Origin of the sequence: Streptomyces sp. NPDC017246 (genome assembly GCF_044331325.1) — a bacterium.
In the GTDB taxonomy this organism is placed as follows: domain Bacteria; phylum Actinomycetota; class Actinomycetes; order Streptomycetales; family Streptomycetaceae; genus Streptomyces.
This window is the reverse complement of sequence record NZ_JBIRMW010000007.1, coordinates 315,541-338,056: the sequence shown is the minus strand read 5'-3', so window position 1 is coordinate 338,056 and position 22,516 is coordinate 315,541. Positions and strand designations below refer to the sequence as shown.

23 protein-coding genes, 1 pseudogene and 1 riboswitch are annotated in these 22,516 nt (G+C 73.0%); of the genes and pseudogenes, 9 read left to right on the top strand and 15 right to left on the bottom strand.

Annotated features, from left to right (window positions below; all coding sequences use genetic code 11):
* Positions 1–49: 49 nt before the first annotated feature.
* Together ACH4MY_RS19115 and ACH4MY_RS19110 are read left to right on the top strand one after the other, a co-directional pair.
* Positions 50–1,069 carry a GlxA family transcriptional regulator gene (locus ACH4MY_RS19115; protein WP_398004446.1) on the top strand — a complete coding sequence of 340 codons (1,020 nt, stop codon included), beginning with the start codon at positions 50–52 and terminating at the stop codon, positions 1,067–1,069.
* A 48-nt stretch (positions 1,070–1,117) separates the two neighbouring features.
* Positions 1,118–1,954: pseudogene (locus ACH4MY_RS19110) on the top strand (EamA family transporter); the annotation flags it as partial.
* Between the two features lie 48 nt (positions 1,955–2,002).
* Here ACH4MY_RS19110 and ACH4MY_RS19105 read toward each other — a convergent pair.
* Positions 2,003–2,833, bottom strand: coding sequence for an alpha/beta fold hydrolase (locus tag ACH4MY_RS19105; protein ID WP_398004444.1), 831 nt, complete (start codon positions 2,831–2,833; stop codon positions 2,003–2,005).
* 122 nt (positions 2,834–2,955) lie between these two features.
* Here ACH4MY_RS19105 and ACH4MY_RS19100 point away from each other — a divergent pair, with 122 nt between their 5' ends.
* A complete protein-coding gene (locus ACH4MY_RS19100; RefSeq protein WP_398004442.1) occupies positions 2,956–3,861 on the top strand; it encodes an RNA polymerase sigma-70 factor in 906 nt (301 codons plus the stop codon).
* A gap of 281 nt (positions 3,862–4,142) precedes the next feature.
* Positions 4,143–4,883: a GntR family transcriptional regulator gene (locus tag ACH4MY_RS19095; protein ID WP_398004440.1), complete on the top strand. Its 741-nt coding sequence runs from the start codon at positions 4,143–4,145 to the stop codon at positions 4,881–4,883.
* Positions 4,884–5,002: 119 nt separating this feature from the next.
* On the opposite strand, the gene ACH4MY_RS19090 is transcribed toward ACH4MY_RS19095, so the two are convergent.
* Positions 5,003–6,160, bottom strand: a complete 1,158-nt coding sequence (locus tag ACH4MY_RS19090) for an ROK family transcriptional regulator (RefSeq protein WP_266902765.1) — start codon at positions 6,158–6,160, stop codon at positions 5,003–5,005.
* 217 nt (positions 6,161–6,377) lie between these two features.
* On the opposite strand from ACH4MY_RS19090, the gene ACH4MY_RS19085 reads away from it, so the two are divergent.
* Entirely contained in the window at positions 6,378–6,788 is a 411-nt protein-coding gene (locus ACH4MY_RS19085) for a hypothetical protein (RefSeq protein WP_398004438.1), read from the top strand.
* 9 nt (positions 6,789–6,797) lie between these two features.
* On the opposite strand, the gene mug is transcribed toward ACH4MY_RS19085, so the two are convergent.
* From mug to ACH4MY_RS19070, 3 genes are all read right to left on the bottom strand, one after another.
* The gene (gene mug, locus ACH4MY_RS19080; protein WP_398004436.1) at positions 6,798–7,295 is read right to left on the bottom strand and encodes a G/U mismatch-specific DNA glycosylase; all 498 of its coding nucleotides are present in this window, start codon (positions 7,293–7,295) and stop codon (positions 6,798–6,800) included.
* A gap of 62 nt (positions 7,296–7,357) precedes the next feature.
* Positions 7,358–8,800 (bottom strand): adenylosuccinate lyase, encoded by a 1,443-nt coding sequence (gene purB, locus ACH4MY_RS19075; protein WP_398004434.1) that lies wholly within the window; start codon positions 8,798–8,800, stop codon positions 7,358–7,360.
* 208 nt (positions 8,801–9,008) lie between these two features.
* A complete protein-coding gene (locus ACH4MY_RS19070) occupies positions 9,009–9,791 on the bottom strand; it encodes an SGNH/GDSL hydrolase family protein (protein ID WP_398004432.1) in 783 nt (260 codons plus the stop codon).
* A gap of 223 nt (positions 9,792–10,014) precedes the next feature.
* Here ACH4MY_RS19070 and ACH4MY_RS19065 point away from each other — a divergent pair, with 223 nt between their 5' ends.
* Both ACH4MY_RS19065 and ACH4MY_RS19060 read left to right on the top strand, forming a co-directional pair.
* Complete coding sequence (locus tag ACH4MY_RS19065; protein ID WP_398004430.1) at positions 10,015–10,422, top strand: YciI family protein; 408 nt, start codon at positions 10,015–10,017, stop codon at positions 10,420–10,422.
* 8 nt (positions 10,423–10,430) lie between these two features.
* Positions 10,431–11,576: an RNA polymerase sigma factor gene (locus ACH4MY_RS19060; protein WP_398004650.1), complete on the top strand. Its 1,146-nt coding sequence runs from the start codon at positions 10,431–10,433 to the stop codon at positions 11,574–11,576.
* Positions 11,577–11,659: 83 nt separating this feature from the next.
* On the opposite strand, the gene ACH4MY_RS19055 is transcribed toward ACH4MY_RS19060, so the two are convergent.
* The 8 genes from ACH4MY_RS19055 to bioB form a co-directional block, all read right to left on the bottom strand.
* Positions 11,660–12,679 carry a hemolysin family protein gene (locus tag ACH4MY_RS19055; RefSeq protein WP_398004428.1) on the bottom strand — a complete coding sequence of 340 codons (1,020 nt, stop codon included), beginning with the start codon at positions 12,677–12,679 and terminating at the stop codon, positions 11,660–11,662.
* Positions 12,676–14,019: a hemolysin family protein gene (locus tag ACH4MY_RS19050; RefSeq protein WP_398004426.1), complete on the bottom strand. Its 1,344-nt coding sequence runs from the start codon at positions 14,017–14,019 to the stop codon at positions 12,676–12,678. The genes ACH4MY_RS19055 and ACH4MY_RS19050 overlap by 4 nt, the downstream gene beginning before the upstream one ends.
* A gap of 265 nt (positions 14,020–14,284) precedes the next feature.
* Positions 14,285–14,710, bottom strand: a complete 426-nt coding sequence (locus ACH4MY_RS19045; protein ID WP_398004424.1) for a GNAT family N-acetyltransferase — start codon at positions 14,708–14,710, stop codon at positions 14,285–14,287.
* Between the two features lie 88 nt (positions 14,711–14,798).
* Positions 14,799–15,470: a class I SAM-dependent methyltransferase gene (locus ACH4MY_RS19040; protein ID WP_398004422.1), complete on the bottom strand. Its 672-nt coding sequence runs from the start codon at positions 15,468–15,470 to the stop codon at positions 14,799–14,801.
* A 10-nt stretch (positions 15,471–15,480) separates the two neighbouring features.
* The gene (locus ACH4MY_RS19035; RefSeq protein ID WP_398004420.1) at positions 15,481–15,825 is read right to left on the bottom strand and encodes a VOC family protein; all 345 of its coding nucleotides are present in this window, start codon (positions 15,823–15,825) and stop codon (positions 15,481–15,483) included.
* Positions 15,826–15,935: 110 nt separating this feature from the next.
* A complete protein-coding gene (gene bioD / locus ACH4MY_RS19030) occupies positions 15,936–16,652 on the bottom strand; it encodes a dethiobiotin synthase (protein ID WP_398004418.1) in 717 nt (238 codons plus the stop codon).
* Positions 16,653–16,669: 17 nt separating this feature from the next.
* Entirely contained in the window at positions 16,670–17,950 is a 1,281-nt protein-coding gene (locus ACH4MY_RS19025; protein ID WP_398004648.1) for an adenosylmethionine--8-amino-7-oxononanoate transaminase, read from the bottom strand.
* Between the two features lie 5 nt (positions 17,951–17,955).
* Positions 17,956–19,209 (bottom strand): biotin synthase BioB, encoded by a 1,254-nt coding sequence (gene bioB / locus ACH4MY_RS19020; RefSeq protein ID WP_398004416.1) that lies wholly within the window; start codon positions 19,207–19,209, stop codon positions 17,956–17,958.
* A gap of 143 nt (positions 19,210–19,352) precedes the next feature.
* Between bioB and ACH4MY_RS19015 the strand changes: the two genes are divergently transcribed.
* Positions 19,353–20,540, top strand: a complete 1,188-nt coding sequence (locus ACH4MY_RS19015; RefSeq protein WP_398004414.1) for an 8-amino-7-oxononanoate synthase — start codon at positions 19,353–19,355, stop codon at positions 20,538–20,540.
* Positions 20,541–20,702: 162 nt separating this feature from the next.
* On the top strand, positions 20,703–21,140 hold the full coding sequence (locus tag ACH4MY_RS19010) for an ATP-binding protein (protein WP_398004412.1): 438 nt from the start codon (positions 20,703–20,705) through the stop codon (positions 21,138–21,140).
* A 64-nt stretch (positions 21,141–21,204) separates the two neighbouring features.
* Here ACH4MY_RS19010 and ACH4MY_RS19005 read toward each other — a convergent pair whose 3' ends face one another.
* Positions 21,205–21,681, bottom strand: coding sequence for a C40 family peptidase (locus tag ACH4MY_RS19005; protein ID WP_398004410.1), 477 nt, complete (start codon positions 21,679–21,681; stop codon positions 21,205–21,207).
* Positions 21,682–21,683: 2 nt separating this feature from the next.
* A riboswitch (cyclic di-AMP (ydaO/yuaA leader) is annotated at positions 21,684–21,806 on the bottom strand.
* A 399-nt stretch (positions 21,807–22,205) separates the two neighbouring features.
* Complete coding sequence (locus ACH4MY_RS19000) at positions 22,206–22,511, bottom strand: hypothetical protein (protein WP_398004408.1); 306 nt, start codon at positions 22,509–22,511, stop codon at positions 22,206–22,208.
* Positions 22,512–22,516 lie beyond the last annotated feature (5 nt).

Genomic DNA, 22,516 nt, shown 5'->3' with positions numbered 1-22,516 from the left:
CCCATCCTGGCGTCACCGGTCGTCCGGCACGAGTGTCCGGAACGACATCATGCGTACAATTACGGACGTGAACTCTGTCGCGCTGGCTGTCACCGAGGGAATGCGGCACTTCGAGCTGTCCGTGGCGTACGAGGTGTTCGGCCCGGCCCCGGCCGGTGTGACCGGGCCCTGGTACGACGTCGCCCTCTGCGGACCCGACGCCGTGCGGATGGGCCGGTTCCTGCTGGAGCCCGACTGCGGGTTCGACCGGTTGGCACGCGCCGACACGGTGATCGTTCCGGCGCTCGCCGACGCCGACGGGGACCCGCCCGCCGACCTGGTGGACGCGGTGCGCGCGGCGCACGAGGCGGGCGCGCGCGTGGCCTCCCTCTGCACCGGCGCGTTCGTGCTGGCCGCCGCCGGCCTGCTCGACGGCAGGCGCGCGACCACGCACTGGGCCCACACCGAGGCACTGGCCGCCCGGCACCCCCGGGTGGAGGTCGACCCGGACGTCCTCTACGTGGACGACGGCAGGGTCCTGACCTCCGCAGGCAAGGCCGCCGCGATGGACCTGTGCCTGCATCTGGTCCGTATCGACCACGGCTCGGCGGTCGCCAACACGATCGCCCGCAGTCTGGTCGTGCCCCCGCACCGCGCGGGCGGCCAGGCCCAGTTCGTCACCACCCCGGTGCCCGCCCAGGACGACCATCCGCTCGGCGATCTGCTCCCCTGGGTGATGGAACGCCTCGACCAGCCGCTGACCGTGGAGGACCTGGCGCGCCGGGCGCGGATGAGCTCGCGCCATCTGGGCCGCCACTTCAGGTCGGTGACCGGTACGACTCCGCTGCAGTGGCTGCTGACCCAACGGATCCGTCACGCGCAGGAGTTGCTGGAGGCCACCGACGACAGTGTCGAGGCCGTCGCGGCGGCCACCGGCATGGGCACGGCCACGACCCTGCGCCGGCACTTCAACCGCACCGTCGGCGTCCCTCCGGACGCCTACCGCCGCACGTTCCGCGCCCGGACCCGCCCCGGCCCGGACCCCGGCGGCCCGGGCCCGACCTCTCCGAAGTGGTCCCCGATGGCGTGACGGAAGTGGACCTTAACGGGGGCCGCCCGGCATTCTAGCGTCGGAACCATGAACGCGAACGCCCTGCGCGGGGTCCTCCTCGTGACCCTCGCCTACGCCCTCGTCGGCGCCTCCTTCACCGCGAACAGCCTGCTCGGCGACTACCCGTACGCCGGCGGCCAGGCGCTGCGCTACGGAGCCGCCTGTCTGCTCCTTCTCCCGTTGCTCGGCCGGGGCGGGCTCGCCCCGCTGTGGACCCTGACCGCCCGTCACTGGCTGCGGCTCGCCGCCCTCGCGGGGGTCGGCATGGTCGGTTTCAACCTGGCGGTCCTGGCCGCCGAGCGGACCGCCGAGCCCGCCGTTCCCGGGGTCCTGGTCGGATGCGCCCCGGTCGTCGTCGCCGTCCTGGTCCCGCTGACCGAGGGCCGCAGGCCCGCGCCCGTCGTGCTGTACGGGGCGCTGCTCGTCGCCGCCGGTGCCTTCACCGTGCAGGGCTGGGGGCGGACGGACCTGGCCGGGATCGGCTGGTCGGCGGCGGCGCTCGCCGGCGAGGTCGGGTTCACCGTGCTGGCCGTCCCGGTCCTGCGGCTGCTCGGGCCGAAGCTCCTCACGGCCGCCGTCTGCGGGGTCGGTGCGGTCGAGGCGGCGCTGGTGGGCCTGGTGGTGGACGGCGCCGGCCTCGTCCGGATGCCGACCGGGGTGGAGGCCGGCGCCCTGGTCTGGCAGGCGGCCCTGGCCACCGTGGTCGGATTCGTCCTCTTCTACATGGGTGTCCAGCGGGTGGGCATGGAGCGGGCCACCCTCTTCACCGGCGCGATCCCGGTCGCCGCCGCGCTGAGTGCCGCCCTCGTCGCGGGAGCCGCGTTCGGCCTTCCGCAGGCGGTCGGCAGTCTGCTCGTGGGGGCCGGTGCCGCCGTGGGCACCGGCCTGTTCACGCGCCGGCCCCGGGGAGCGTCAGCTGCTGCCGTCCAGGATGACGCGCGCGACGAGAGCCGGGTCGTCGCTCATGGGCACGTGCCCGCAGCCGGGCAGCCGGACGAGCCGCGCGCCGGGGATGGTCTGCTTGGCGCGCACGCCCTGGCGGGGAAGGAGCAGCCGGTCGCGGGTGCCCCAGGCCACCGTGACGGGCACCGCGGGGACGTCGTCGCGGAAGCGCACGCCGCCGCCGGCGGCCAGGGTCTGCCGGAAGCCGGTGGCCCCGCGCAGCGCGAGCGTCTCGGCGCGGACCGCCTCGGGTGAGCGGCGTCCGGGGCGGGCGTAGATGCTGCCGGTGAGGGTGGCGCGCCCGGCGGACGTACGGGACAGCCGCTCGATGAGCGGCACGGGCATCGACCGGGCCGCGCCCCGCATCGCCCGCAGCGTCGTGAAGGCGTACCGCCGTTCGCCCTCGGACCAGAAGCCGGCGGGGGAGAGGGCGGTGACCGAGCGCACCAGCTTCTCCCGGCCGAGTTCCAGCGCGAGCAGCCCGCCGAGCGAGTTCCCCGCCACGTGCGGGCGCTCGACGCCGACGGCCGCGCAGAAGGCGCCGAGCACCCGCCCGACACCGGAGAGGTCGTAGGGGCAGCCGTCGGGCAGCCCGTCGGAGGCGCCGAAGCCGGGCAGGTCGACGGCGATGACGTCGCGCTCGGCGGCCAGGATGTCGAGGACGGGCTCCCAGGCCTGCCAGTGGTGACCGATCCCGTGCAGGAGCAGCAGCGGTTCGCCCGCGCCCCGGCGTTCGTACGTGAGGGACGCCGTGCGGGGACCCGCCGGGGTCTCGATCGTGAACGCGGTCCGTTCTGGCATACGGACTCCCTCTCCTGAAGCTTGTTGGACGTCCTGTCAGTGACAATTACCGATCAGTAGCCTGGAGTTCAAGACCCTGTCCGAAACTGGACAGCGCGACGAAGGTGGGCTGGGATGGGCACGTGCCCACCCATACTCCGACCGACACCCTGACCGAACTCTTCGAGGAGCACCGCCCGATGCTCCTCGGCGTCGCCTACCGGATGCTCGGCCGCGCGGCCGACGCCGAGGACATCGTCCAGGAGGCGTGGCTGCGCTGGACCGCGGAGGACCGGGCCGAGGTCCGCGAGCCCCGCGCCTTCCTCGTGCGGATCACGACCCGGCTCGCCATCGACCGGCTGCGGCAGGCGCAGACGCGCCGCGAGTCCTATGTCGGCCCGTGGCTGCCCGAGCCCGTCGTCACCGACTTCGGCCCGTCCGTGCCGGACACGGCCGAGCGCGCCCTGCTCGCCGACTCCGTCTCGCTGGCCGTCCTCGTCGTCCTCGAATCCCTCTCTCCGCTGGAGCGGGCCGTCTTCGTGCTGCGCGAGGCCTTCGGCTTCCCGTTCGCGGAGATCGCGACCACCCTCGACCGCTCCGAGGCGGCCGTGCGCCAGCTCGCCGGGCGCGCCCGGCGCCACGTCGACGAGGGCAAGCCGCGCTACGACGTCGACCCGGTCGAGCGTCGCGACCTGACGGAACGCTTCCTCTCCGCCGCGGCGGGCGGCGACCTCGGCGGACTTCTCGCCCTGCTCGCCCCGGACGTGCGTCTCGTCGGCGACAGCGGCGGCAAGTCCAAGGCGCCGCTGCGGATCATCGAGAGCGCCGACAAGGTCGGCCGCTTCATCGCCGCCACCGCGCAGGGGGCGGACGACCGCTTCGAGTTCCGCCTCGTCGAGCTCAACGGCGGCCCCGCCCTCCTCGCCCTCCTCGACGGAAGGCCGGACTCCGTCTTCCAGATCGAGGTGCGCGACGGGCGCGTCCAGTGCGTCTACATCATCCGCAACCCCGACAAGCTCCACGGCCTCGCGGACGCCGCCGCGCTCTGAGGGCCCACCGCGCGCCCCGACCGTCATGATCACGCCGATCGGCCGGAAAGACCCCGCCTCCCACCCCGGGAGGCGGGGCTTTTTGCTGCGCGGGGCTCACGGGGGCGCGAACGTCCTGTGAACGATCTAGGTCAGAGGGTCACATTCGGGGGCGTTCGACGGAGGATTGGTCTTGACCAAGGGATTGGCTCGCCTTATGGTCGCAGTGTTAGTGCAGGAACCTTTAATAAACAAGGGCGCGGAAAAACGCCGCGGGACACGGCGAATTGCGGAGGATCAGGGTGGGGACCACGCAGCTGGCATCGGTACCGGAGCCGAAGTACCAGCACCTCAAGACAGTGATCGGCGAAGCGCTCGACTCGGACTTCGCGGTCGGGGAGATCCTCCCCAACGAGCGCGAGCTCGCGGCACGCTTCGGCGTCGCCCGTGCCACGCTCCGCCAGGCCCTGGAGCAGCTGGAGCTGGAAGGCCGACTGCAGCGCCGTCGCGGCGTCGGCACCACGGTCGCCCCGCCGCGCGTCGGCGTCGACGTCTCCACCGCCCAGCACTCCTGGCCGGGTGTCGGCGACGAGGCCTGGCAGTCCCTGGACTCCGCCTCCGACGTGGCCCCGGCCGCCGTCGCGCGCGTCCTGGAGAGCGGCGCCGAGGAGCGGGTGCACGTCGTCCGCCGCCTCCGCGTCAGCCAGGGCCAGCCCGTCGCCGCCGAGCTGCTGTACGTGCCGGCCGGCTCCGTGCCGGGCCTGAGCGCCATCGACACGCCCGCCGGACCGGCGCGCGCCCGCGCGGTGCTGCGCGAACTCCAGCACCTCGCCCTGGACGGCCAGGACCGCTCCGTGGAGCTCGGTTCGGCCCGCGCCGACGACGCCAAGGAGCTCGACCGGCTGCCGGGCGCACCCGTGCTGGTCGTGACGACCCGCTACCTCTCCGGAGGGCGTACCGCCGCCGTCTCCGTGGCCACCTACCGCGCCGACACCTGCCGCCTCACCTTCGGCGACTCGGTCGACCTGGTGATGGCCTCGTAACACCCCACGAACACCGGCTGACGGCCCGTCGCGAGGAACTTTCTCGCGGCGGGCCGTCTCCGTGCCGTCGCGAGGTGGTTCCCGGCGGCGGGCCGTCACCGTGCCGTCGCGAGGGCTGCCTAGCGGCGGGCCGTCACCGTGCCGTCGACCGCGAACAACTGCTCCTCGACATGGTCGAGGGCGAGACGCAGCGCACCCGTGCCCACCGCGGCCTCGCCGAGCAGCGACAGCACCACCCGCGGCGGCCGCAGGCAGAACCGCGCCAGCTCCTCGCGGAGCGGCTGGAGTACGCCGTCCAGACCGGCCGCCCAGCCGCCGACGACCACCAGCTCGGGGTCGATCGCGAGGACCAGCGCCGCCACGTCGTGCACGAGCCGCTGGATGAACCGCTCCACCGCCGCCTCCGCGCGCGCGTCGCCCTTCCGGGCCAGCGCGAAGACCTCGGCGACCGCCTGCTCGTCCAGCGGGTGCAGCGGCTCGTCCGTGGTCGAGAGCAGATGTTCGGGCGTGACGCCCCGGCCCAGCAGGTGCAGGGCGCCGATCTCCCCGGCCGCGCCGCCGAAGCCGCGGTGCAGCCGGCCGCCGATCAGCGAACCGGCCCCCGGGCTCAGCCCGGCCAGGACGAAGACGATGTCGTCGGAGTCGGTCGCGGCACCCTTCCAGTGCTCGGCGACGGCCGCCGCGTTGGCGTCGTTCTCCACGATCACGGGGCACTTGAAGGAGCGCCGCAGCCGCTCGCCGAGCGCGAGACCCGTCCAGCCCGGCAGGGCCGTACCGAGGCGGACGGTTCCGTCGGCCTCCACGATGCCGGGGGTGCCGACGCCGACGGCCCGCAGATTGGAGCGGGCGACACCGGCCCGGCGCAGCACGTCGGCGACGACCGTACGGACCCGGTCGAGGCGCTCGTCCTCGGGGGCCGTCTCCGACACCTCGCGCGATCCGGCGCCGATGATCCGCCCGTCCAGACCGGAGAGCAGCGCGGCCACGCGGTGCGGGCCGATCTCGATGCCCAGCAGATGGCCGGCCTCCGCGCGGAAGCGGAACCTCCGCGCCGGGCGCCCCTGGCGTCGGGCCTCGCCCTCCTCGGGCGCCGCCTCGACGACGAGACCGCCCTCCATGAGCCCCTCGACGACCCCTTCGACCGTGGGCCGCGACAGACCCGTGATCCGGGTCAGGTCGGTGAGCGTGGGCGCGTCGGCCCCGCGCAGCGCATGGAGTACCACCGCGGAGTTGATCCGCCGCAGCAGAGACGGATCCCCGCCGGTCAGCCGCCCCACAGTGTGTCCTCCCAGCTCGTGCACCTCTTCGGCGGATGGTACTCAATGGGCCCGGTCGCGGCGAGTGCCGCCCCCGGAACGCAGCGGATCCGCCCCCGCGTGACCCTCGCCCCGCGTCGCCTCCGCACCCCCTCCGTACCGCCCGCGCGCCCGGCCGGGCGCCTCCGCCGTCCCTGACGCACCGCCAACTGTCAGTGGGGGAGGCTTTACTGGGTTCATGACCACGGCACGCCGTCTGGCGGCGATCGACTCGCTCCGCACCCGCGGATTCGACAGCGATGTCCGCTTCCACTTGGCGGAACTCGCGACGAGCGAGGAGTTCTGGGAGGACGACGGCACGCGCCGGGAGCTCGTCGAGGAGCAGTACGAAGCGGAACGGGACGGGATCGCCGTCCTGCTCACGGCGCGTTGGGGCCCGCCCGGGAGGATCGACCTCGGGCCCGTCCTGGAGCGGAGCATGGAGGGGGAGTCCATACCCGAGCCCTGGTCGTCGCTCTGCGGCCACACCCCGGAGCTGTGGCTGTGGCGGGCCGAGGAGTGCTGGATCGGGCTCGGCGTCTCGCAGTGGGACGCCGAGCTGCCGTTCCAGCTCCTGGCCCTGGCGACCACGGTCGACCCGCCGCGGTGACGGCGGGCCTCAGGCGCCGGGCGCCCCGGCGGCCTCGCGCAGCCGGGCGTACTCCTCGGCCATCGTCGCCGCCGTCCAGTGCGCGTTGAGGCCGCTCGGGTTGGGCAGCGCCCAGACCCTGGTGGATCCGATCGTCCGCTGCTGCGGCCCGATGGCGGCCTTCGGCTCTCCGAAGGCCGTGCGGTACGCGGTGACTCCGACGACCGCGAGCCAGCGCGGCGCCAGCCGCTCCACCTTCCCGACCAGGATCCGCCCGCCCTCCCGGTACTCCTCGGCGGTCAGCTCGTCGGCCCGCGCGGTCGCCCGCGCCACCACGTTGGTGATCCCGAGCCCGTACGACAGGAGCTCGTCCTGCTCGTCCGGCCGCAGCTGCCTCGGGGTGAACCCGGACAGATGGAGCACCGGCCAGAAGCGGTTGCCGGGGCGGGTGAAGTGGTGGCCCGTCGCCGCCGTCATGAGACCCGGGTTGATCCCGCAGAACAGTACGGAAAGGCCGCCCGCGGCCACGTCGGGAACGACGCGGTCGCGGGCGGCCTCCAGCTGCTCCTTGGTGAACCGGGGAGTCCCGGTCAGAGGATCGCGCCGGGGGCGTAGGCGGCGGCCTCGGGGTGCTGCTTGAGGATCTCCTCGATACGGGAGACCACGGACGCGACCTGGTCGGCGGCGGCGCCGGTGAAGGACAGCTTGTCCGCCATCAGCTCGTCGAGCTGCGCCCGGTCCAGCGGGATGCGCGCGTCGGCGGCCAGCTTGTCCAGCAGCTCGTTCCGCACGGTGCCCTGCTCGCGCATGGCGAGGGCGGAGGCGACGGCGTTCTCCTTGATCGCCTCGTGGGCGACCTCGCGGCCGACCCCGGCGCGGACGGCGCCCATGAGGACCTTGGTGGTCGCCAGGAAGGGAAGGTAGCGGTCGAGCTCACGGGCGACGACGGCCGGGAAGGCGCCGAACTCGTCGAGCACGGTCAGGAAGGTCTCCAGGAGACCGTCGAGGGCGAAGAAGGCGTCCGGCAGCGCGACCCGGCGGACCACGGAGCAGGAGACGTCGCCCTCGTTCCACTGGTCGCCGGCCAGCTCGCCGGTCATCGAGGCGTAGCCGCGCAGGATGACCATCAGGCCGTTGACGCGCTCGCAGGAGCGGGTGTTCATCTTGTGCGGCATCGCGGAGGAGCCGACCTGGCCGGGCTTGAAGCCCTCGGTGACCAGCTCGTGGCCGGCCATCAGACGGATCGTCTTGGCGATCGACGACGGGGCGGCGGCCAGCTGCACGAGCGAGGTGACCACGTCGTAGTCGAGCGAGCGCGGGTAGACCTGGCCGACGGAGGTGAAGGCGTGGGCGAAGCCGAGGTGACCGGCGATCCGCTGCTCCAGGTCCGCCAGCTTGCCGGCGTCGCCGCCGAGCAGGTCGAGCATGTCCTGGGCGGTGCCCACCGGGCCCTTGATGCCGCGCAGCGGGTAGCGGCCGAGCAGCTCCTCCAGGCGCGCGTACGCCACCAGCAGCTCGTCCGCGGCGGTCGCGAAACGCTTGCCGAGGGTGGTCGCCTGGGCGGCGACGTTGTGCGAGCGGCCCGCCATGACCAGCTCCGCGTACTCGGCGGAGAGCTTGCCGAGGCGGCCGAGGACGGCGACCGTACGGTCCCGCATCAGCTCCAGGGAGAGCCGGATCTGCAGCTGCTCGACGTTCTCGGTGAGGTCGCGCGAGGTCATGCCCTTGTGGACGTGCTCGTGGCCGGCGAGGGCGTTGAACTCCTCGATGCGGGCCTTCACGTCGTGCCGGGTGACCTTCTCGCGCTCGGCGATGGAGCCGAGGTCGACCTGGTCGAGCACGCGCTCGTAGTCGGCGAGGGCCGCGTCCGGAACCTCGATCCCGAGGTCCTTCTGCGCACGCAGCACGGCGAGCCAGAGCTGACGCTCCAGCTTGACCTTCTGCTCGGGGGACCAGAGGACGGCGAGCTCCGCGGAGGCGTAGCGGCCGGCCAGGACGTTGGGGATACGGGGCTTCGCAGTCACAGCAGTCACGTGGACAGAGTTTACCTGGCGGTTTCTGCAGGCCAGCGCCACGCTCTCATGTGGAGCTTGCTACGAGACGCAGCTCACGCGACGGGGAGCGGCCGGCTCGTACCGCAGGCGAATCCGGCGAATCCGCTGCGGATTCGCCGACGGCCCCGGTAGGCGCCCCGGCCGCGGTCCCGGTGCGAGCCCGGCCGCGGTCCCCGGGCGGCCCCGGTCACGGCCCTGTCGACGGCTCGTACGGCAGCAGGTCGGGGCGCTTGGGCGCGCGGCCGTCGCCCGACGAGCGGCCCGTGAGGCGCCGGCCGATCCACGGGCCGAGGTGCTCCCTGGCGAAGCGGGCGTCGGCCAGGCGCCGGTTCGCCCAGCCCGGCGGCGCGGCCGGGGGGAGCGGCGTCCGCCAGTCCTCCTCGGGGGCCAGGCCGAGCGTCTGCCAGACGGCCTCGGCGACCCGCCGGTGCCCGTCGGCGGTCAGATGGAGCCGGTCCACGTCCCACAGCCGGGGGTCGCCGAGCGAGGGGGCGCTGTACAGGTCGACGACCAGGGCCCCGTGCCGGGCGGCGAGCTCGTCGACGTGCGCGAACAGCTCCTCCATCCGGGGGCGGAAGCGCTGCAGGACCGGCCCGCTCCGGCCGGGGCTGCGCATCAGGACCAGCTGCCCGCAGGAGGGTGCGAGCTTCTCGACGGCCTCGGTGAGCAGGCCCCGGACCCGCCCCATGTCGACCTTGGGCCGCAGGGTGTCGTTGAGCCCGCCCACGAGGGTCACGACGTCCGCCTTCATCGCGGCGGCGGTCTCGACCTGCTCCTCGACGATCTGGCCGATGAGCTTGCCGCGTACGGCCAGGTTGGCGTACCGGAAGTCGGGGGTACGGGCGGCGAGGCGCCCCGCGAGGACGTCGGCCCAGCCCCGGTAGGAACCGTCGGGCTTCAGGTCCGACATGCCCTCGGTGAAGCTGTCGCCGAGGGCGACGAAACTGTTGTATGTGGCATTGATCTCCATGGCGGAGCGATCATACCGTGCGGTATGCGCGATGTTCCGTCCCCGCCCTCCTCGACGTTCGTTGGACACGGGAAGATCCGCGGACGAGGCTGGGAATCGGCTCGCCCGGGCCCGGTCACAAGAGCCCGGAGAAAAGTCGGACGGCGATGTCGAGAACCGAAGACCGGCTCCGTCCCCGCATCGAACGCGACCACAAGGGTTCGCATCAGCGAGGAGAGACACCATGGCCAAGTACCTGTTGCTCAAGCACTACCGCGGCGCGCCGGCGGCGGTCAACGACGTGCCGATGGAGAAGTGGACGCCGGAGGAGATCTCGGACCACGTGCGGTACATGCGCGACTTCGCCACCCGGCTCGAAGGGACCGGCGAGTTCGTCGACGGCCAGGCGCTCGCCCCCGGCGGCACCTTCGTCCGGTACGACGGCGAGGGCCGCCCGCCCGTCACCGACGGCCCGTTCGCCGAGACCAAGGACCTCATCGCCGGGTGGATGGTGATCGACGTCGACAGCTACGAGCGGGCCGTCGAACTGGCCGGAGAGCTGTCGGCCGCCCCGGGGGCGGGCGGGGAACCGATCCACGAGTGGCTGGAGCTGCGCCCGTTCCTCACCGAGCCGCCCACCGTCACGGAGTGAACCCACCCATGGACGAGGCACTGCTGCGCAGCCTCACCCCCGGTGTGCTCGCGATCCTCGTCCGCCGCGGAGCCGACTTCGCGGCGGCCGAGGACGCGGTGCAGGACGCACTCGTCCAGGCGGTCCGCGTCTGGCCGGCCGACCCTCCGCGCGACGCGAAGGGCTGGCTGGTCACCGTGGCCTGGCACCGGTTCCTCGACGCGACCCGGGCGGACACCGCCCGCCGCCGCCGCGAGGCCCTCGTCGACGAGGAACCGGCACCGGGGCCCGCGCCCGCCGTGGACGACACCCTCCAGCTCTACTTCCTGTGCGCCCACCCGTCGCTGACCCCGGCGTCCGCGGTCGCGCTCACCCTGCGCGCCGTCGGCGGGCTCACCACACGCCAGATCGCCGAGGCCTACCTGGTGCCCGAGGCGACCATGGCGCAGCGCATCAGCCGGGCCAAGCGCACCGTCTCCGACGTGCGCTTCGACCGGCCCGGCGATGTCGCCACCGTGCTCCGCGTGCTCTACCTGGTCTTCAACGAGGGCTACTCCGGCGCCGTCGACCTCGCGGCCGAGGCCATCCGGCTCACCCGGCGGCTCGCGGCCGCCGTCGACCACCCCGAGGCGTCGGGGCTGCTCGCCCTCATGCTGCTCCACCACGCCCGGCGTGCTGCCCGGACCGCGTCCGACGGCAGCCTGGTGCCGCTCGCCGAGCAGGACCGCGGCCGATGGGACACCACGGCGATCGCCGAGGGCGTGGGGATCCTCCAGGCGGCCCTCGCCCGCGACGGACTGGGCGAGTTCCAGGCCCAGGCCGCCATCGCGGCACTCCACGCCGACGCGCCCACCGCCGAGGAGACCGACTGGGTGCAGATCGTCGAGTGGTACGACGAGCTCGCGGGCCTCACCGACAGCCCGGTCGTGCGGCTCAACCGCGCGGTCGCCGTCGGGGAGGCCGACGGACCGCGCGCCGGCCTGGCGGCGCTCGCGGCGCTGGACGCCGCACTGCCCCGTCACACCGCGGTGGCGGCGTACCTCCACGAGCGCGACGGCGACCCGGCGACGGCGGCGCGGCTGTACGCGGAGGCGGCCCACAAGGCCTCCAACCTCGCCGAGCGCGACCACCTGACGCGCCAGGCCGCCCGGCTCAACGCCCGCGGGGGCCGCTGACGGGCCGTGGCCGGATGCCTCTACGGCACGGGAGGGCCCCGGGAAAATCCCGGGGCCCTCCCTTCGCGACCTCACCCGCGCGACTACGGCGCCGCCGGGCGGCCCACCAGTTCGCGCAGGACGTCCTCCATCGTCACGAGCCCGGCCGGCTTGTCGTCCTCATCGAGAACCGCCGCCAGGTGCGTCCGGCTGCGGCGCATCGCGGTCAGGACGTCGTCCATCGGCGTGGCCGCCCGGACCCGGGCGATCGGCCGCAGTGCGGACACCGGGAACGGCAGATCGCGCGGGGAGATGTCCAGGGCGTCCTTGACGTGCAGATAGCCCAGGATCCGGCGCTCCTCGTCGACCATGGGGAATCGCGAGTAGCCCGTCCGGGCCGCCAGCGCCTCCAGTTGCTCCGGAGTGGTGCCGACCTGCGCGTACACGACCTTCTCCGCCGGCATGACGACATCCCGTACGGGACGGCGGCCCAGCTCCAGGGCGTCGTGCAGCCGCTCGGCGGCCCGGTCGTCCAGGAGTCCGGCGTCGCCCGCGTCGGTGACCATCCGGGCCAGCTCGTCGTCCGAGAACGTCGCGGCGACCTCGTCCTTGACCTCCACCCGCAACAGCCTGAGCAGGGTGTTGGCGAAGGCGTTGATCGTGAAGATCACCGGCCGCAGGGCCCGCGCGAAGGTCACCAGCGGCGGGCCGAGCAGCAGCGCGGTCCGCGTCGGCTCGGCGAGCGCGATGTTCTTCGGCACCATCTCGCCGAGCAGCATGTGCAGATACGTGGCCACCGACAGCGCGATCACGAACGAGATCGGGTGGACCAGACCGTGCGGCACGCCGAGCGCGTCGAAGACGGGCTCCAGCAGGTGCGCGATGGCCGGCTCGGCGACGATGCCGAGCACCAGGGTGCAGAGCGTGATGCCGAGCTGCGCGGCGGCGAGGAGCGCGGAGACGTGCTCCAGGCCCCAGATGACGCTGCGTGCCCGCCGGTCCCCGGACTCGGCCAGCGGCTCGATCTGGCTGCGGCGGACCGAGATCAGGGCGAACTCGGCGCCGACGAAGAAGGCGTTGACGACCAGGGTGAGGAAGCCGATCAACAGTTGGATGACGATCATCGGCCGGCCTCCCCGGTCTTGTCCTCGGCGTCCTGCCCGTCGGGCGCGTGCATCAGCACGCGCGCGGCGCGCCGGCCCGAGGCGTCCACGACGTCGAGCCGCCAGCCGGCCAGCTCCACGCTGTCGCCGGCGGCCGGGATACGGCCCAGCTCGTGGGCGACGACGCCCGCGAGCGTCTCGTACGGCCCGTCCGGCACCCGGAGGCCGATCGCCTCCACCTGGTCGGTACGGGCGGCGCCGTCGGCGGACCAGAGCTCACGCCCGTCCGTGTCCTCGCCCGCCCGCGCCAGGTCCGGCGTCTCGTGCGGGTCGTGCTCGTCGCGCACCTCGCCGACGACCTCCTCGACGATGTCCTCCAGGGTGGCGACCCCGGCCGTACCGCCGTACTCGTCGATGACGACGGCCATCGTCTGCTTCCCGGACAGCCGGTCCAGGAGCCGGTCCACGGTCAGCGTCTCGGGGACGAGCAGCGGCTCGCGCAGCAGCTCGCCGATCCGGCGGTGGGGCCGTTCCTCGGCCGGTATGGCCAGGACGTCCTTGATGTGCGCGATGCCGACGACCGAGTCGAGGTTGCCCCGGTGGACGGGGAAGCGGGAGAGGCCGGTCGCCCGGGTCGCGTTGGCGACGTCCTCGGCGGTGGCCTGCACCTCGAGGGCGGTGACCTGCACGCGGGGCGTCATCACGTTCTCCGCGGTCAGTTCCGCCAGGTTGAGGGTGCGGACGAACAGCTCGGCCGTGTCCGCCTCCAGGGAGCCCTCCTTGGCGGAGTGGCGGGCGAGCGCCACCAGCTCCTGCGGGGAGCGCGCGGAGGCGAGTTCCTCGGTCGGTTCCATGCCGAGGCGGCGCAGGATCCGGTTCGCGGTGTTGTTGAGGTGGCTGATCAGCGGCTTGAAGGCGGCGGTGAACACCCGCTGCGGGGTGGCGACGACCTTGGCGACCGCGAGGGGCGAGGAGATCGCCCAGTTCTTGGGGACCAGCTCGCCGACCACCATCAGGACGACGGTCGACAGGGCGGTGCCCAGGACCAGCGCCACCGAGGAGGCGACCGAGGGGGAGAGGCCGAGGTCCTCGAGCGGGCCCCGGATCAGCTTGGAGATCGACGGCTCCGCGAGCATGCCGACCACCAGGTTGGTGACGGTGATGCCCAGCTGTGCGCCGGAGAGCTGGAACGTCAGTGACCTGACGGCCTTGAGGGCTCCCGCCGCACCGCGCTCGCCGCGCTCCGCGGCGTCTTCGAGCTCGCCGCGCTCGACCGTGGTCAGCGAGAACTCGGCCGCGACGAACGCGCCGCACGCGAGGGAGAGGAGGAGCGCCAGGAGGAGCAGAAGCACTTCGGTCATCGGTTCACCTCCGTCCCATGATCAGTCAGGGAGGAAGGGATCGCTCGATGTCGATCGTCGAAGCCGGTGCTGTAGGAACCAGTACTACTGGGAGGCTCGCCCATGGGCGGACGCTCACACCTTTCGGTCGTCGGGTCGTTTGAATGAGACACCATGGTAAAGGATCGGCAAAACAGGGTGGTGATCACCCCTGACGTCCGAGTGGCACCCACCCCGAGGTCCGGGGTGATCACCACGCACCACCCTGGGCTCCGGCCCGGACGGTTCAGTCCGTGAGCGGCTTCACCCAACGGCGCCAGCGCTCCTCGCGCGCGTACCCGGCGGCCGCCCAGAGGTGCTGCCCGGTCTCGTTCCCCTCCAGGACCATCGCGTCCGCACGCCGTCCGCCGAGCGCGGTGAACCGCTCCTCGGCGGCCCGCAGCAGCGCGGTGGAAATGCCACGTCGACGGTACGACGGAAGCACGGCGAGCCGGTAGAGGGAAGCGCGCCAGCCGTCCCACCCCGCGATCACCGACCCCACGATCAGGCCGTCGGCCAGCGCCAGGACGAGCGCCTCGGGGTCGCGCTCGATGAGCCGGGACACTCCGTGCACATCGTCCGAGACGGATGTCCCATGGGCGGACTCCTTCCAGAAGGCCAGCACGGCCTCGGCCTCGTCGGCGGTGGCGGCACGTATCTGCAGATCGATCATGGCCCGATCCCATCACGCGGGGTCGAGCCGTTGCCATGGGGTTCCGGGTGCCGGGACGGGGCCGGGGCGTAGGGGCGACGGACACCGGCTACCGCAGGGCCCTACCGAGCACGCACGGGGAGGACGGCAGCCGGGGCCCGTTCTCCGGGACGGAGAAGGAGCGGTACGAGTCCAGGGAGAAGCCGGCCGCCTCGATCGCCGCGAGCGGGGCCCGCGCGGTGTGACAGCCGCCGAAGAGCAACGGCCAGACCGTCCGGTCGAGACCCCGCTGCACGCGCGCGAGGCCTGGTGTCTCCGCCAGTCCGTGCTCGAAGAACCGCAGCTCACCACCGGGGCGCACCACCCGGTGCAGCTCGGCGAGGGCCTGCGGCGGGTTCCGTACGGTGCACAGGACGAGGGAGGCCACGGCCGCGTCGAAGGAGAAGTCCTCCAGGTGGAGCGCCTCGGCCGTGTCCGGGAGCACGGTCACCGGGACCGGGGCCCGCAGTGCGGCCTCCTGGGCCAGGCGGCGCAGCCGTGCCTCGGGTTCGACGGCCACCACCTCGGAGACCCCGGCCGGGTAGTGGGCGAAGTTCAGCCCGTTCCCCGCCCCGATCTCGATCACCCGGCCGGTGACCCCGGCGAGCAGTTCGGCGCGCAGTTCACCGAGCCCGCCCCTGGTCTCGGCGGAGAGGCTGAACCGGGCGTAGAAGCGGGCGAACAGCGGATGGTGGACGCGGGGTGACGAGGTTTCCGGCGGTACCGGGCGCGAGGGTGTCATCGGAGCCGCCTCAGCCCGTCACGAAGCAGAACTCGTTGCCCTCCGGGTCCCGCATGACCTGGAAGGTGCCCTGTTCGTCCGTCACGAGGCCGCCGACCCGCGCCGCGCCGGAGGGCAGCGCCTCGTCGGCGGCCCGGTCCGGGTTTTCGACCTCCAGGTCGAGATGGACCCGGTTCTTCACCGTCCTGCCCTCCGGTACCCGCTGGAAGGCGAGCCGGACGAACCCCGGCGGGTCCACGTACGACCAGTCTCCGCTCCGGTCGACCGGAGCACCGCCGAGAAGACCGGCCCAGAAGCGGACCAGTGCGGCCGGACCGGCACAGTCGAAGACGATCTCCTGAACGTGAGCGCGCATGCCTCCACCCTACGGAGTCCGCGCTCCCGCGATCCTTCGCGCGGCCGGTCCTTCACTCGGTCGCCGCCCTGTCACCCGGCCGCCGCCCGCCGGTCGGGCACGGCCCCCGCTCAGGCGGGGAACCGCTCCCGGAACGCCTCCGCGTCCCACGTGCCGCCCAGGGCCGGGCCCAGCCAGTCGCCCGCCCCCGCCCGGAACTCCGCGGGGCCGAGCGAACCCGACCCCTCGGGCACCGCTCCGAGGAGCGGCGCGCCCGCCGACTCCGGCAGGTCCGCCAGATTGCAGCGCATCGCCAGGTCCGGCGCGTCCGGCCAGCTGCCGATCACCACCCCCAGCTGCTCGATCCCGCGTGCCCGCAGCGCTTCCGCCGTCAGGACCGTCGAGTTGAGCGTGCCCAGACCGGCCGGCACGACCACGAGGACCGGGGCGCCGAGCAGCGCCGCCGCGTCCGCGAGCGTGCCGCCCTCCTCGTCGAAGCGGACGAGCAGTCCGCCCGCCCCCTCCACGAGCACCAGGTCGTACGCTGCGGCCAGCTTCCGGGCGGCCTCGGCGACCTCCGCCGGGCCGACCGGGGTTAGCCCGGCCCGCCGGGCCGCCGTACCCGGGGCCAGCGGCTCCGGGAAGCGGCCCAGTTCGGCGGAGCCGGCGGCGCCCGAGAGCCGGACGACCTCGTCGGCGTCGCCGCGCTCGTCCGGCCCGACGCCCGTCTGTGCGGGCTTCAGGACGGCGACCGACCGGCCGGCGGCCGTGGCCACGGCGGCCACCGCCGCGGTCACGACCGTCTTGCCGATCTCCGTGCCCGTACCGCTGACGACGACGATTCCCACTGTTCCAGTCCTTCCGTTCAGCCCGCGGCCGCCGCCGCGCCCACCGCGGCGCAGATCCGCGCCAGGTCCGCGTCCCCCGTCACGTACGGCGGCATCGTGTAGATCAGGTCCCGGAACGGGCGCAGCCACACGCCCTCCCGGACCGCAGCCGCCGTGGCCGCGGACATGTCGACGTCGTGGTCGAGCTGGACGACGCCGATCGCGCCGAGCACCCGCACCTCGCGCACCCCCGGCACGTCGGCGACGGGGGCGAGCCCCGCCCGCAGTCCGGCCTCGATCCGCTTGACCTCGACCTGCCAGTCCTGGGAGAGCAGCAGGTCGATCGAGGCGAGGGCCACCGCCGACGCCAGCGGGTTGCCCATGAAGGTCGGCCCGTGGGCCAGGACGGGGACCTCGCCCTGCGAGATCCCGTCGGCGACCCGGCTCGTGCAGAGCGTCGCCGCCATGGACAGATAGCCGCCCGTCAGCGCCTTGCCCACGCACATCACATCGGGGGAGACCCCCGCCTGATCGGCGGCGAACAGCGTGCCCGTACGCCCGAAGCCGGTGGCGATCTCGTCGAGGACCAGCAGCACGTCGTGCGCGTCGCAGGCCTCGCGCAGCACCCGCAGGTACGCCGGGTCGTGGAAGCGCATCCCGCCCGCTCCCTGCACCACCGGCTCCACGATCACGGCGGCCAGTTCGTGCGCGTGCCTCCCGATCTCGGTCCGCAGCAGCTCCGCGTACGACTCCTCGTACGCGGCCGGCGGGGCGTCCACGAACACCTGCCGCTGGAGCACCCCCGACCACAGCTCGTGCATCCCGCCCTGCGGGTCGCACACCGACATGGGCTGCCAGGTGTCCCCGTGGTAGCCGCCGCGCCAGGTGAGCATCCGCTGCTTCTCGGGACGGCCGAGCGAGCGCCAGTACTGCAGACACATCTTGACCGCGACCTCGACGGACACGGAGCCCGAGTCGCTGAGGAAGACGTGCCGCAGCGGCTCGGGGGTGATCTCGACGAGCCGGGTGGCGAGCCGGACGGCCGGCTCGTGGGTGAGCCCGCCGAACATGACGTGGCTCATCCGGTCGAGCTGGCCGCGTACCGCCTCGTTGAGCACGGGGTGGTTGTAGCCGTGGATCGCCGACCACCAGGAGGACATGCCGTCGATCAGCTCGGCCCGTCCCTGGGAGGGTTCGGCGAGCCGCAGGCGTACGCCGGAGGCGGACTCGACGACCAGCGGGTCCGTACGTCCCGGCATGGGGCCGTACGGATGCCAGACGTGCGCCCGGTCGAGGGCGATGAGCTCGTCGTTCCGCACGGCCGTCACGCGTTCGGGGCGAGGTCCGTGCCGGCGCCCCGGCGGCGCACCGCGACCAGATCGGTCCGGGCCTGGTTCGCCGCGGTCTCGACGGGGTCCGCCTGCTCGGCAGCCGGAGCGTGGCCCCCGCACGGCCCGCAGCCGCCGCCCGCCTCGGCGTGCGCACCGCAGCCCGCGCCCTCGGCCGAGGCCTCCGAGCCACAGCCGGCCGACGCCTGCGAGCCGCAGCCGCCGCCCGCCGCGGCGAGCGCGTCCGCGCGGTGCTTCGGCAGCGTGGTCGTGCCGGCGCCCTCCACCTCGAAGCCCGCGTCCGCGATCATGTCCAGGTCGGCCTGGCCGGCCTGGCCCTCGCTCGTCAGATAGTCGCCGAGGAAGATGGAGTTCGCGATGTTCAGCGCCAGCGGCTGCATCGAGCGCAGGTGCACCTCGCGTCCGCCCGCGATCCGGACCTCGACGTCGGGGCAGACGAACCGCACCATCGCCAGGATCCGCAGGCAGCGCTGCGGGGTCAGGTTCCACTCCTTGGCGAGCGGCGTCCCCTCGAAGGGGATGAGGAAGTTGACCGGCACCGAGTCGGAGTCCAGCTCGCGGAGCGCGTAGACGACGTCGACGAGGTCCTCGTCGGTCTCGCCCATGCCCGCGATCAGACCCGAGCAGGCGGACAGACCGGCGGCGTGCGCCTTCTGCACGGTGTCCACCCGGTCGGCGTACGTGTGGGTCTTGGTGATCCCCTCGTACGTCGCCTCGGAGGTGTTCAGGTTGTGGTTGTACGCGTCGGCGCCGGCGTCCCGCAGCCGCTCCGCCTGACCGTCGGAGAGCAGACCGAGGCAGGCGCAGACCTCGACGCCCTCGTTCTGCTCCTTGATGGCCTCGATGGTCTTGCCGACCCGCTCGACGTCCCGGTCGGTCGGACCGCGGCCGCTCGCGACCAGACAGACCCGCTTGGCCCCGCCCGCGACACCGGCCGCGGCGGCCTGGGAGGCCTCGTCCGGCTTCAGCCAGGTGTACTTCAGGATCTCGGCCTTGGAGCCGAGGCGCTGCGAGCAGTACGAGCAGTCCTCGGGGCACAGCCCCGACTTCAGGTTCACCAGGTAGTTGAGCTTCACCCGGCGCCCGAACCACTGACGGCGCACCTTGCCGGCCGCCGCCACCACATCGAGCAGTTCGTCGTCGGAGGTCGCCAGGACGGCGAGCGCTTCTTCACGGGTCGGCAGCTCGCGCCGCAGCCCCTTCTCCACCAGCGTGTTCAGCAGGTCCATAACCGCTGATCCTTGCCTACCGCCCGCCCCCGGGCCAAGGAGGATCCGAACAAACGCCCCCGATAGAGGTGTGTGGATGACCACATCCCGACCTCGGCACGCTCCGGTTAGGGTCTGTGCGCTGCCTACAAAAGGATCGCCGAATGCCACAGGCCGACGACGCGCGGGCCGCGGGCCCGCGCCGTACCGCGTTCGACTGGACCGACGCCGAGGCGCGCCGCCGGGCGGACGCCGGTCTCGTCCGTACGCTGAGGCCCCGGGCGGCCGAGTCGGAGCTGCTCGACCTGGCGAGCAACGACTATCTCGGGCTCACCCGCCGGCCGGAGGTCACCGAGGCGGCGGCCGAGGCGGCGAGGCGCTGGGGCGCGGGCTCCACCGGCTCACGGCTCGTCACCGGCACCACCCGGCTGCACACCCGCCTGGAGCGGGAGCTCGCCGACTTCTGCGGTTTCGAGGCGGCCCTCGTCTTCTCCTCCGGCTACACCGCCAACCTGGCGGCGCTCACCGCGCTCGGCGGCCGGGACTCCCTCGTCGTCTCCGACGCCTCGAACCACGCGTCGATCGTGGACGGCTGCCGCCTCGCGCGCGCCGAGACGGCCGTCGTTCCGCACACCGATCCCGAGGCCGTACGCAAGACCCTCGACGCGCACCCCGGGCGGCGGGCCCTGGTCGTCAGCGACTCGGTCTTCTCCGTCGACGGGGACAAGGCCCCGCTGCCGGAGCTCGCCGCCGCCTGCCGGGCGCACGGCGCGGGGCTCGTGGTGGACGACGCCCACGGCCTCGGTGTCCTCGGCGATGGGGGCCGCGGCGCCCTCCACGGGGCCGGGCTCGCAGGCGACGAGGACGTCGTCGCCACCCTGACCCTCTCCAAGTCCCTCGGCAGCCAGGGCGGCGCCGTCCTCGGCCCGGCCCGGGTGATCGAGCACCTGGTGAACGCGGCCCGCACCTTCATCTTCGACACCGGGCTCGCCCCCGCCGCCGCGGGCGGCGCGCTCGCGAGCCTGCGCCTGCTCGTGGCCGAACCGGGTCTCGCCGAGCGGGCCCGTACCGTCGCCACCACCCTGCACCGGCTGCTCACGGACGCGGGGCTCACGGCGGCGCGGCCCGACGCGGCCGTGGTCTCGGTGCGGGCCCCCTCCCCGGAGGCGGCCCTGCGGTGGGCGGCGGACTGCCGCGAACAGGGACTGGCGGTGGGCTGCTTCCGGCCCCCGTCCGTACCCGACGGCATCTCGCGGCTGCGGCTCACGGCCCGCGCCGATCTGACGGACGCGCTGATCGAACAGGCGGTGGAGACGATCCTGCGTACCGCGCCCTCCGCCCGGCAGGGGTGACGGGCGGCCCAAGAGCGTTCCCGGGCAGCAGAGTTCACCGCTTCGGGCGACAGATGGGGACATATCTTGGTGGAACGCCGCACGGCGCGGCACGATCGGTGGCACTCTGACGCGAAGCGCAATCCGGGGCATTGGCCCCGGCGGGAAAGGGACAGCGTCGCCATGGCAGATCACCAGGAAGCAACCCTCACCCTGCCGAGCGAGCCCGCCTCGGTCCCCACGGCCCGGAGGTACGTCGCGGAGGTCCTCGTGGAGTGGGGCCTCGACGATGCCGCGGACATCGCGGACGCGATCCGGCTGATCGTCTCCGAGCTGGCCACCAACGCCGTCCTGCACACCCTCGGTCAGTCGCCCACGTTCACGGTCGACGTCCGGCTGGAACGCGAGGAACAGCTCCACATCGGTGTCACCGACAGCCATCCACGCCGCCCGCGCCGCCTCCCGGCGGCGGTTCAGCAGGACAACGGCCGCGGCCTGGTCATCATCCGCGTACTGGCCGCGGAGGCGGGCGGCCGTCTCTCGGTGACACCGACCGCGGACGGCGGCAAGACGGTCTGGATCACCGTGCCGTGGACCGTGGTCCCCGTCGTGAGCTGCTGACGGGGTCCCGGGGGTACGGCGGCGCCACCGCACCCCTCACGGACGGACCGTCACCGCCGCCTGATCAGCGGACGCGGCCGTAGTAGACCTTCGACGACCAGATCTTGTCGAGCTTCACCCAGGAACCCGTCTTGGGCGAGTGCCAGATCCTGCCGCTGCCGGCGTAGATCCCCACGTGGTAGACGCGTCCACCGGAGTGGAAGAAGACCAGGTCCCCCTTCTGCCGGCTGGAGGCGGAGATGTGCCGGGTCTTGTTGTACTGCTGCTGCGCGGTGCGGGGCAGCGACTTGCCCGCCTTCTTGTACGCGTAGAGCGTCAGCCCGGAGCAGTCGAACCTGGAGGGCCCGGTGCTCCCGTACCCGTACGGGGCTCCCTTCTTGGACGCGGCGACGCTCAGTGCCTTGTTCGCGTGCGTGGTGGCTGCCTGGGCCTCCGATGCCGCACCTGGTGCGAACAGCGTGCCGCCGACGGCGGCGAGGGTGAGAGCCGAGACGGCTCCGGCCCGGGACAGCAGGGACGGGACATGCATCTGCGCGGTCATGCGCAACCCTTCGTCAGCCGCCTGCGAAGGATGACCTGTCGGGTTCGGGCTGGCGAAGATGCCCGGCCGCTGACGCGGCTTCACCCCAAGGGACTGCCCCGCTGTCGAAACAGCGCGTCAGTCCCGTAAAAATCGGGTCCTCCACTCCTGCCGATCCACTCCTGTCGACCAGACGTCCGGGACAGCGGCAGGACTCGGCGTCCGCCCGGACCGCCCCGCCGCGGCGGCGGGGGCTTGTCGTCGACAGGGATCTTGACCCACACCAGGGTCGAAATCCGAGCTGAAACGGCGATATGTGAGGCTCCTCACGACTGATCCATTCGGGTGGACAGGAAGCCTTTGTGATCTTCGTAGGTGTGGCCGACGAGCCCCGCACCAGCAGCGGAACGCCCCATTCCGCCAAATGCGTACACCTGTTGTGCAACTCACCCGGCACATATGTCGACTCGTCGACTACGCCGAACGGGGGAGCGATTCTGCGGTGCGCGTCGGCCGTCCGGACCTCGACACGACACGCGGGAATGTCAACTCGCGCGGGAGTGGGGGACGGTGACCCGGCCGGTCCTGCGCTCCCCGTCCAACACCCTTAAGGCACGCGCCAAGGTGTCCGTGTGGACCTCGTTCTCGCCCCGCGTATGCATGAGCGTCAGGGCTTGGAGGAGTGCCTCGGCCCGCTTCACCAGGGCTTGTGCCGCGCGCAGGGCTCCATAGGTATGCGTACTCCTGGATGGATTGATCTTCCCAAGGAGGTCGGCGACTTCGAGGTAGGCGTCGACGAGTTCACCCTCCGCGCGGGTCAGCGCGGGCAGCGGGGGCAGCTCGGGAACCACGGCCG

Excerpts from the sequence above, each read along its gene's own strand:
- ACH4MY_RS19115 (WP_398004446.1), top strand. The coding sequence starts at position 50 with ATGCGTACAATTACGGACGTGAACTCTGTCGCGCTGGCTGTCACCGAG.
- ACH4MY_RS19105 (WP_398004444.1), bottom strand. The coding sequence starts at position 2,833 with ATGCCAGAACGGACCGCGTTCACGATCGAGACCCCGGCGGGTCCCCGC.
- ACH4MY_RS19085 (WP_398004438.1), top strand. The coding sequence starts at position 6,378 with ATGACCACGGCACGCCGTCTGGCGGCGATCGACTCGCTCCGCACCCGC.
- ACH4MY_RS19070 (WP_398004432.1), bottom strand. The coding sequence starts at position 9,791 with ATGGAGATCAATGCCACATACAACAGTTTCGTCGCCCTCGGCGACAGC.
- ACH4MY_RS19065 (WP_398004430.1), top strand. The coding sequence starts at position 10,015 with ATGGCCAAGTACCTGTTGCTCAAGCACTACCGCGGCGCGCCGGCGGCG.
- ACH4MY_RS19060 (WP_398004650.1), top strand. The coding sequence starts at position 10,431 with ATGGACGAGGCACTGCTGCGCAGCCTCACCCCCGGTGTGCTCGCGATC.
- ACH4MY_RS19055 (WP_398004428.1), bottom strand. The coding sequence starts at position 12,679 with ATGATCGTCATCCAACTGTTGATCGGCTTCCTCACCCTGGTCGTCAAC.
- ACH4MY_RS19050 (WP_398004426.1), bottom strand. The coding sequence starts at position 14,019 with ATGACCGAAGTGCTTCTGCTCCTCCTGGCGCTCCTCCTCTCCCTCGCG.
- ACH4MY_RS19045 (WP_398004424.1), bottom strand. The coding sequence starts at position 14,710 with ATGATCGATCTGCAGATACGTGCCGCCACCGCCGACGAGGCCGAGGCC.
- ACH4MY_RS19040 (WP_398004422.1), bottom strand. The coding sequence starts at position 15,470 with ATGACACCCTCGCGCCCGGTACCGCCGGAAACCTCGTCACCCCGCGTC.
- ACH4MY_RS19035 (WP_398004420.1), bottom strand. The coding sequence starts at position 15,825 with ATGCGCGCTCACGTTCAGGAGATCGTCTTCGACTGTGCCGGTCCGGCC.
- bioB (WP_398004416.1), bottom strand. The coding sequence starts at position 19,209 with ATGGACCTGCTGAACACGCTGGTGGAGAAGGGGCTGCGGCGCGAGCTG.
- ACH4MY_RS19015 (WP_398004414.1), top strand. The coding sequence starts at position 19,353 with ATGCCACAGGCCGACGACGCGCGGGCCGCGGGCCCGCGCCGTACCGCG.
- ACH4MY_RS19010 (WP_398004412.1), top strand. The coding sequence starts at position 20,703 with ATGGCAGATCACCAGGAAGCAACCCTCACCCTGCCGAGCGAGCCCGCC.
- ACH4MY_RS19005 (WP_398004410.1), bottom strand. The coding sequence starts at position 21,681 with ATGACCGCGCAGATGCATGTCCCGTCCCTGCTGTCCCGGGCCGGAGCC.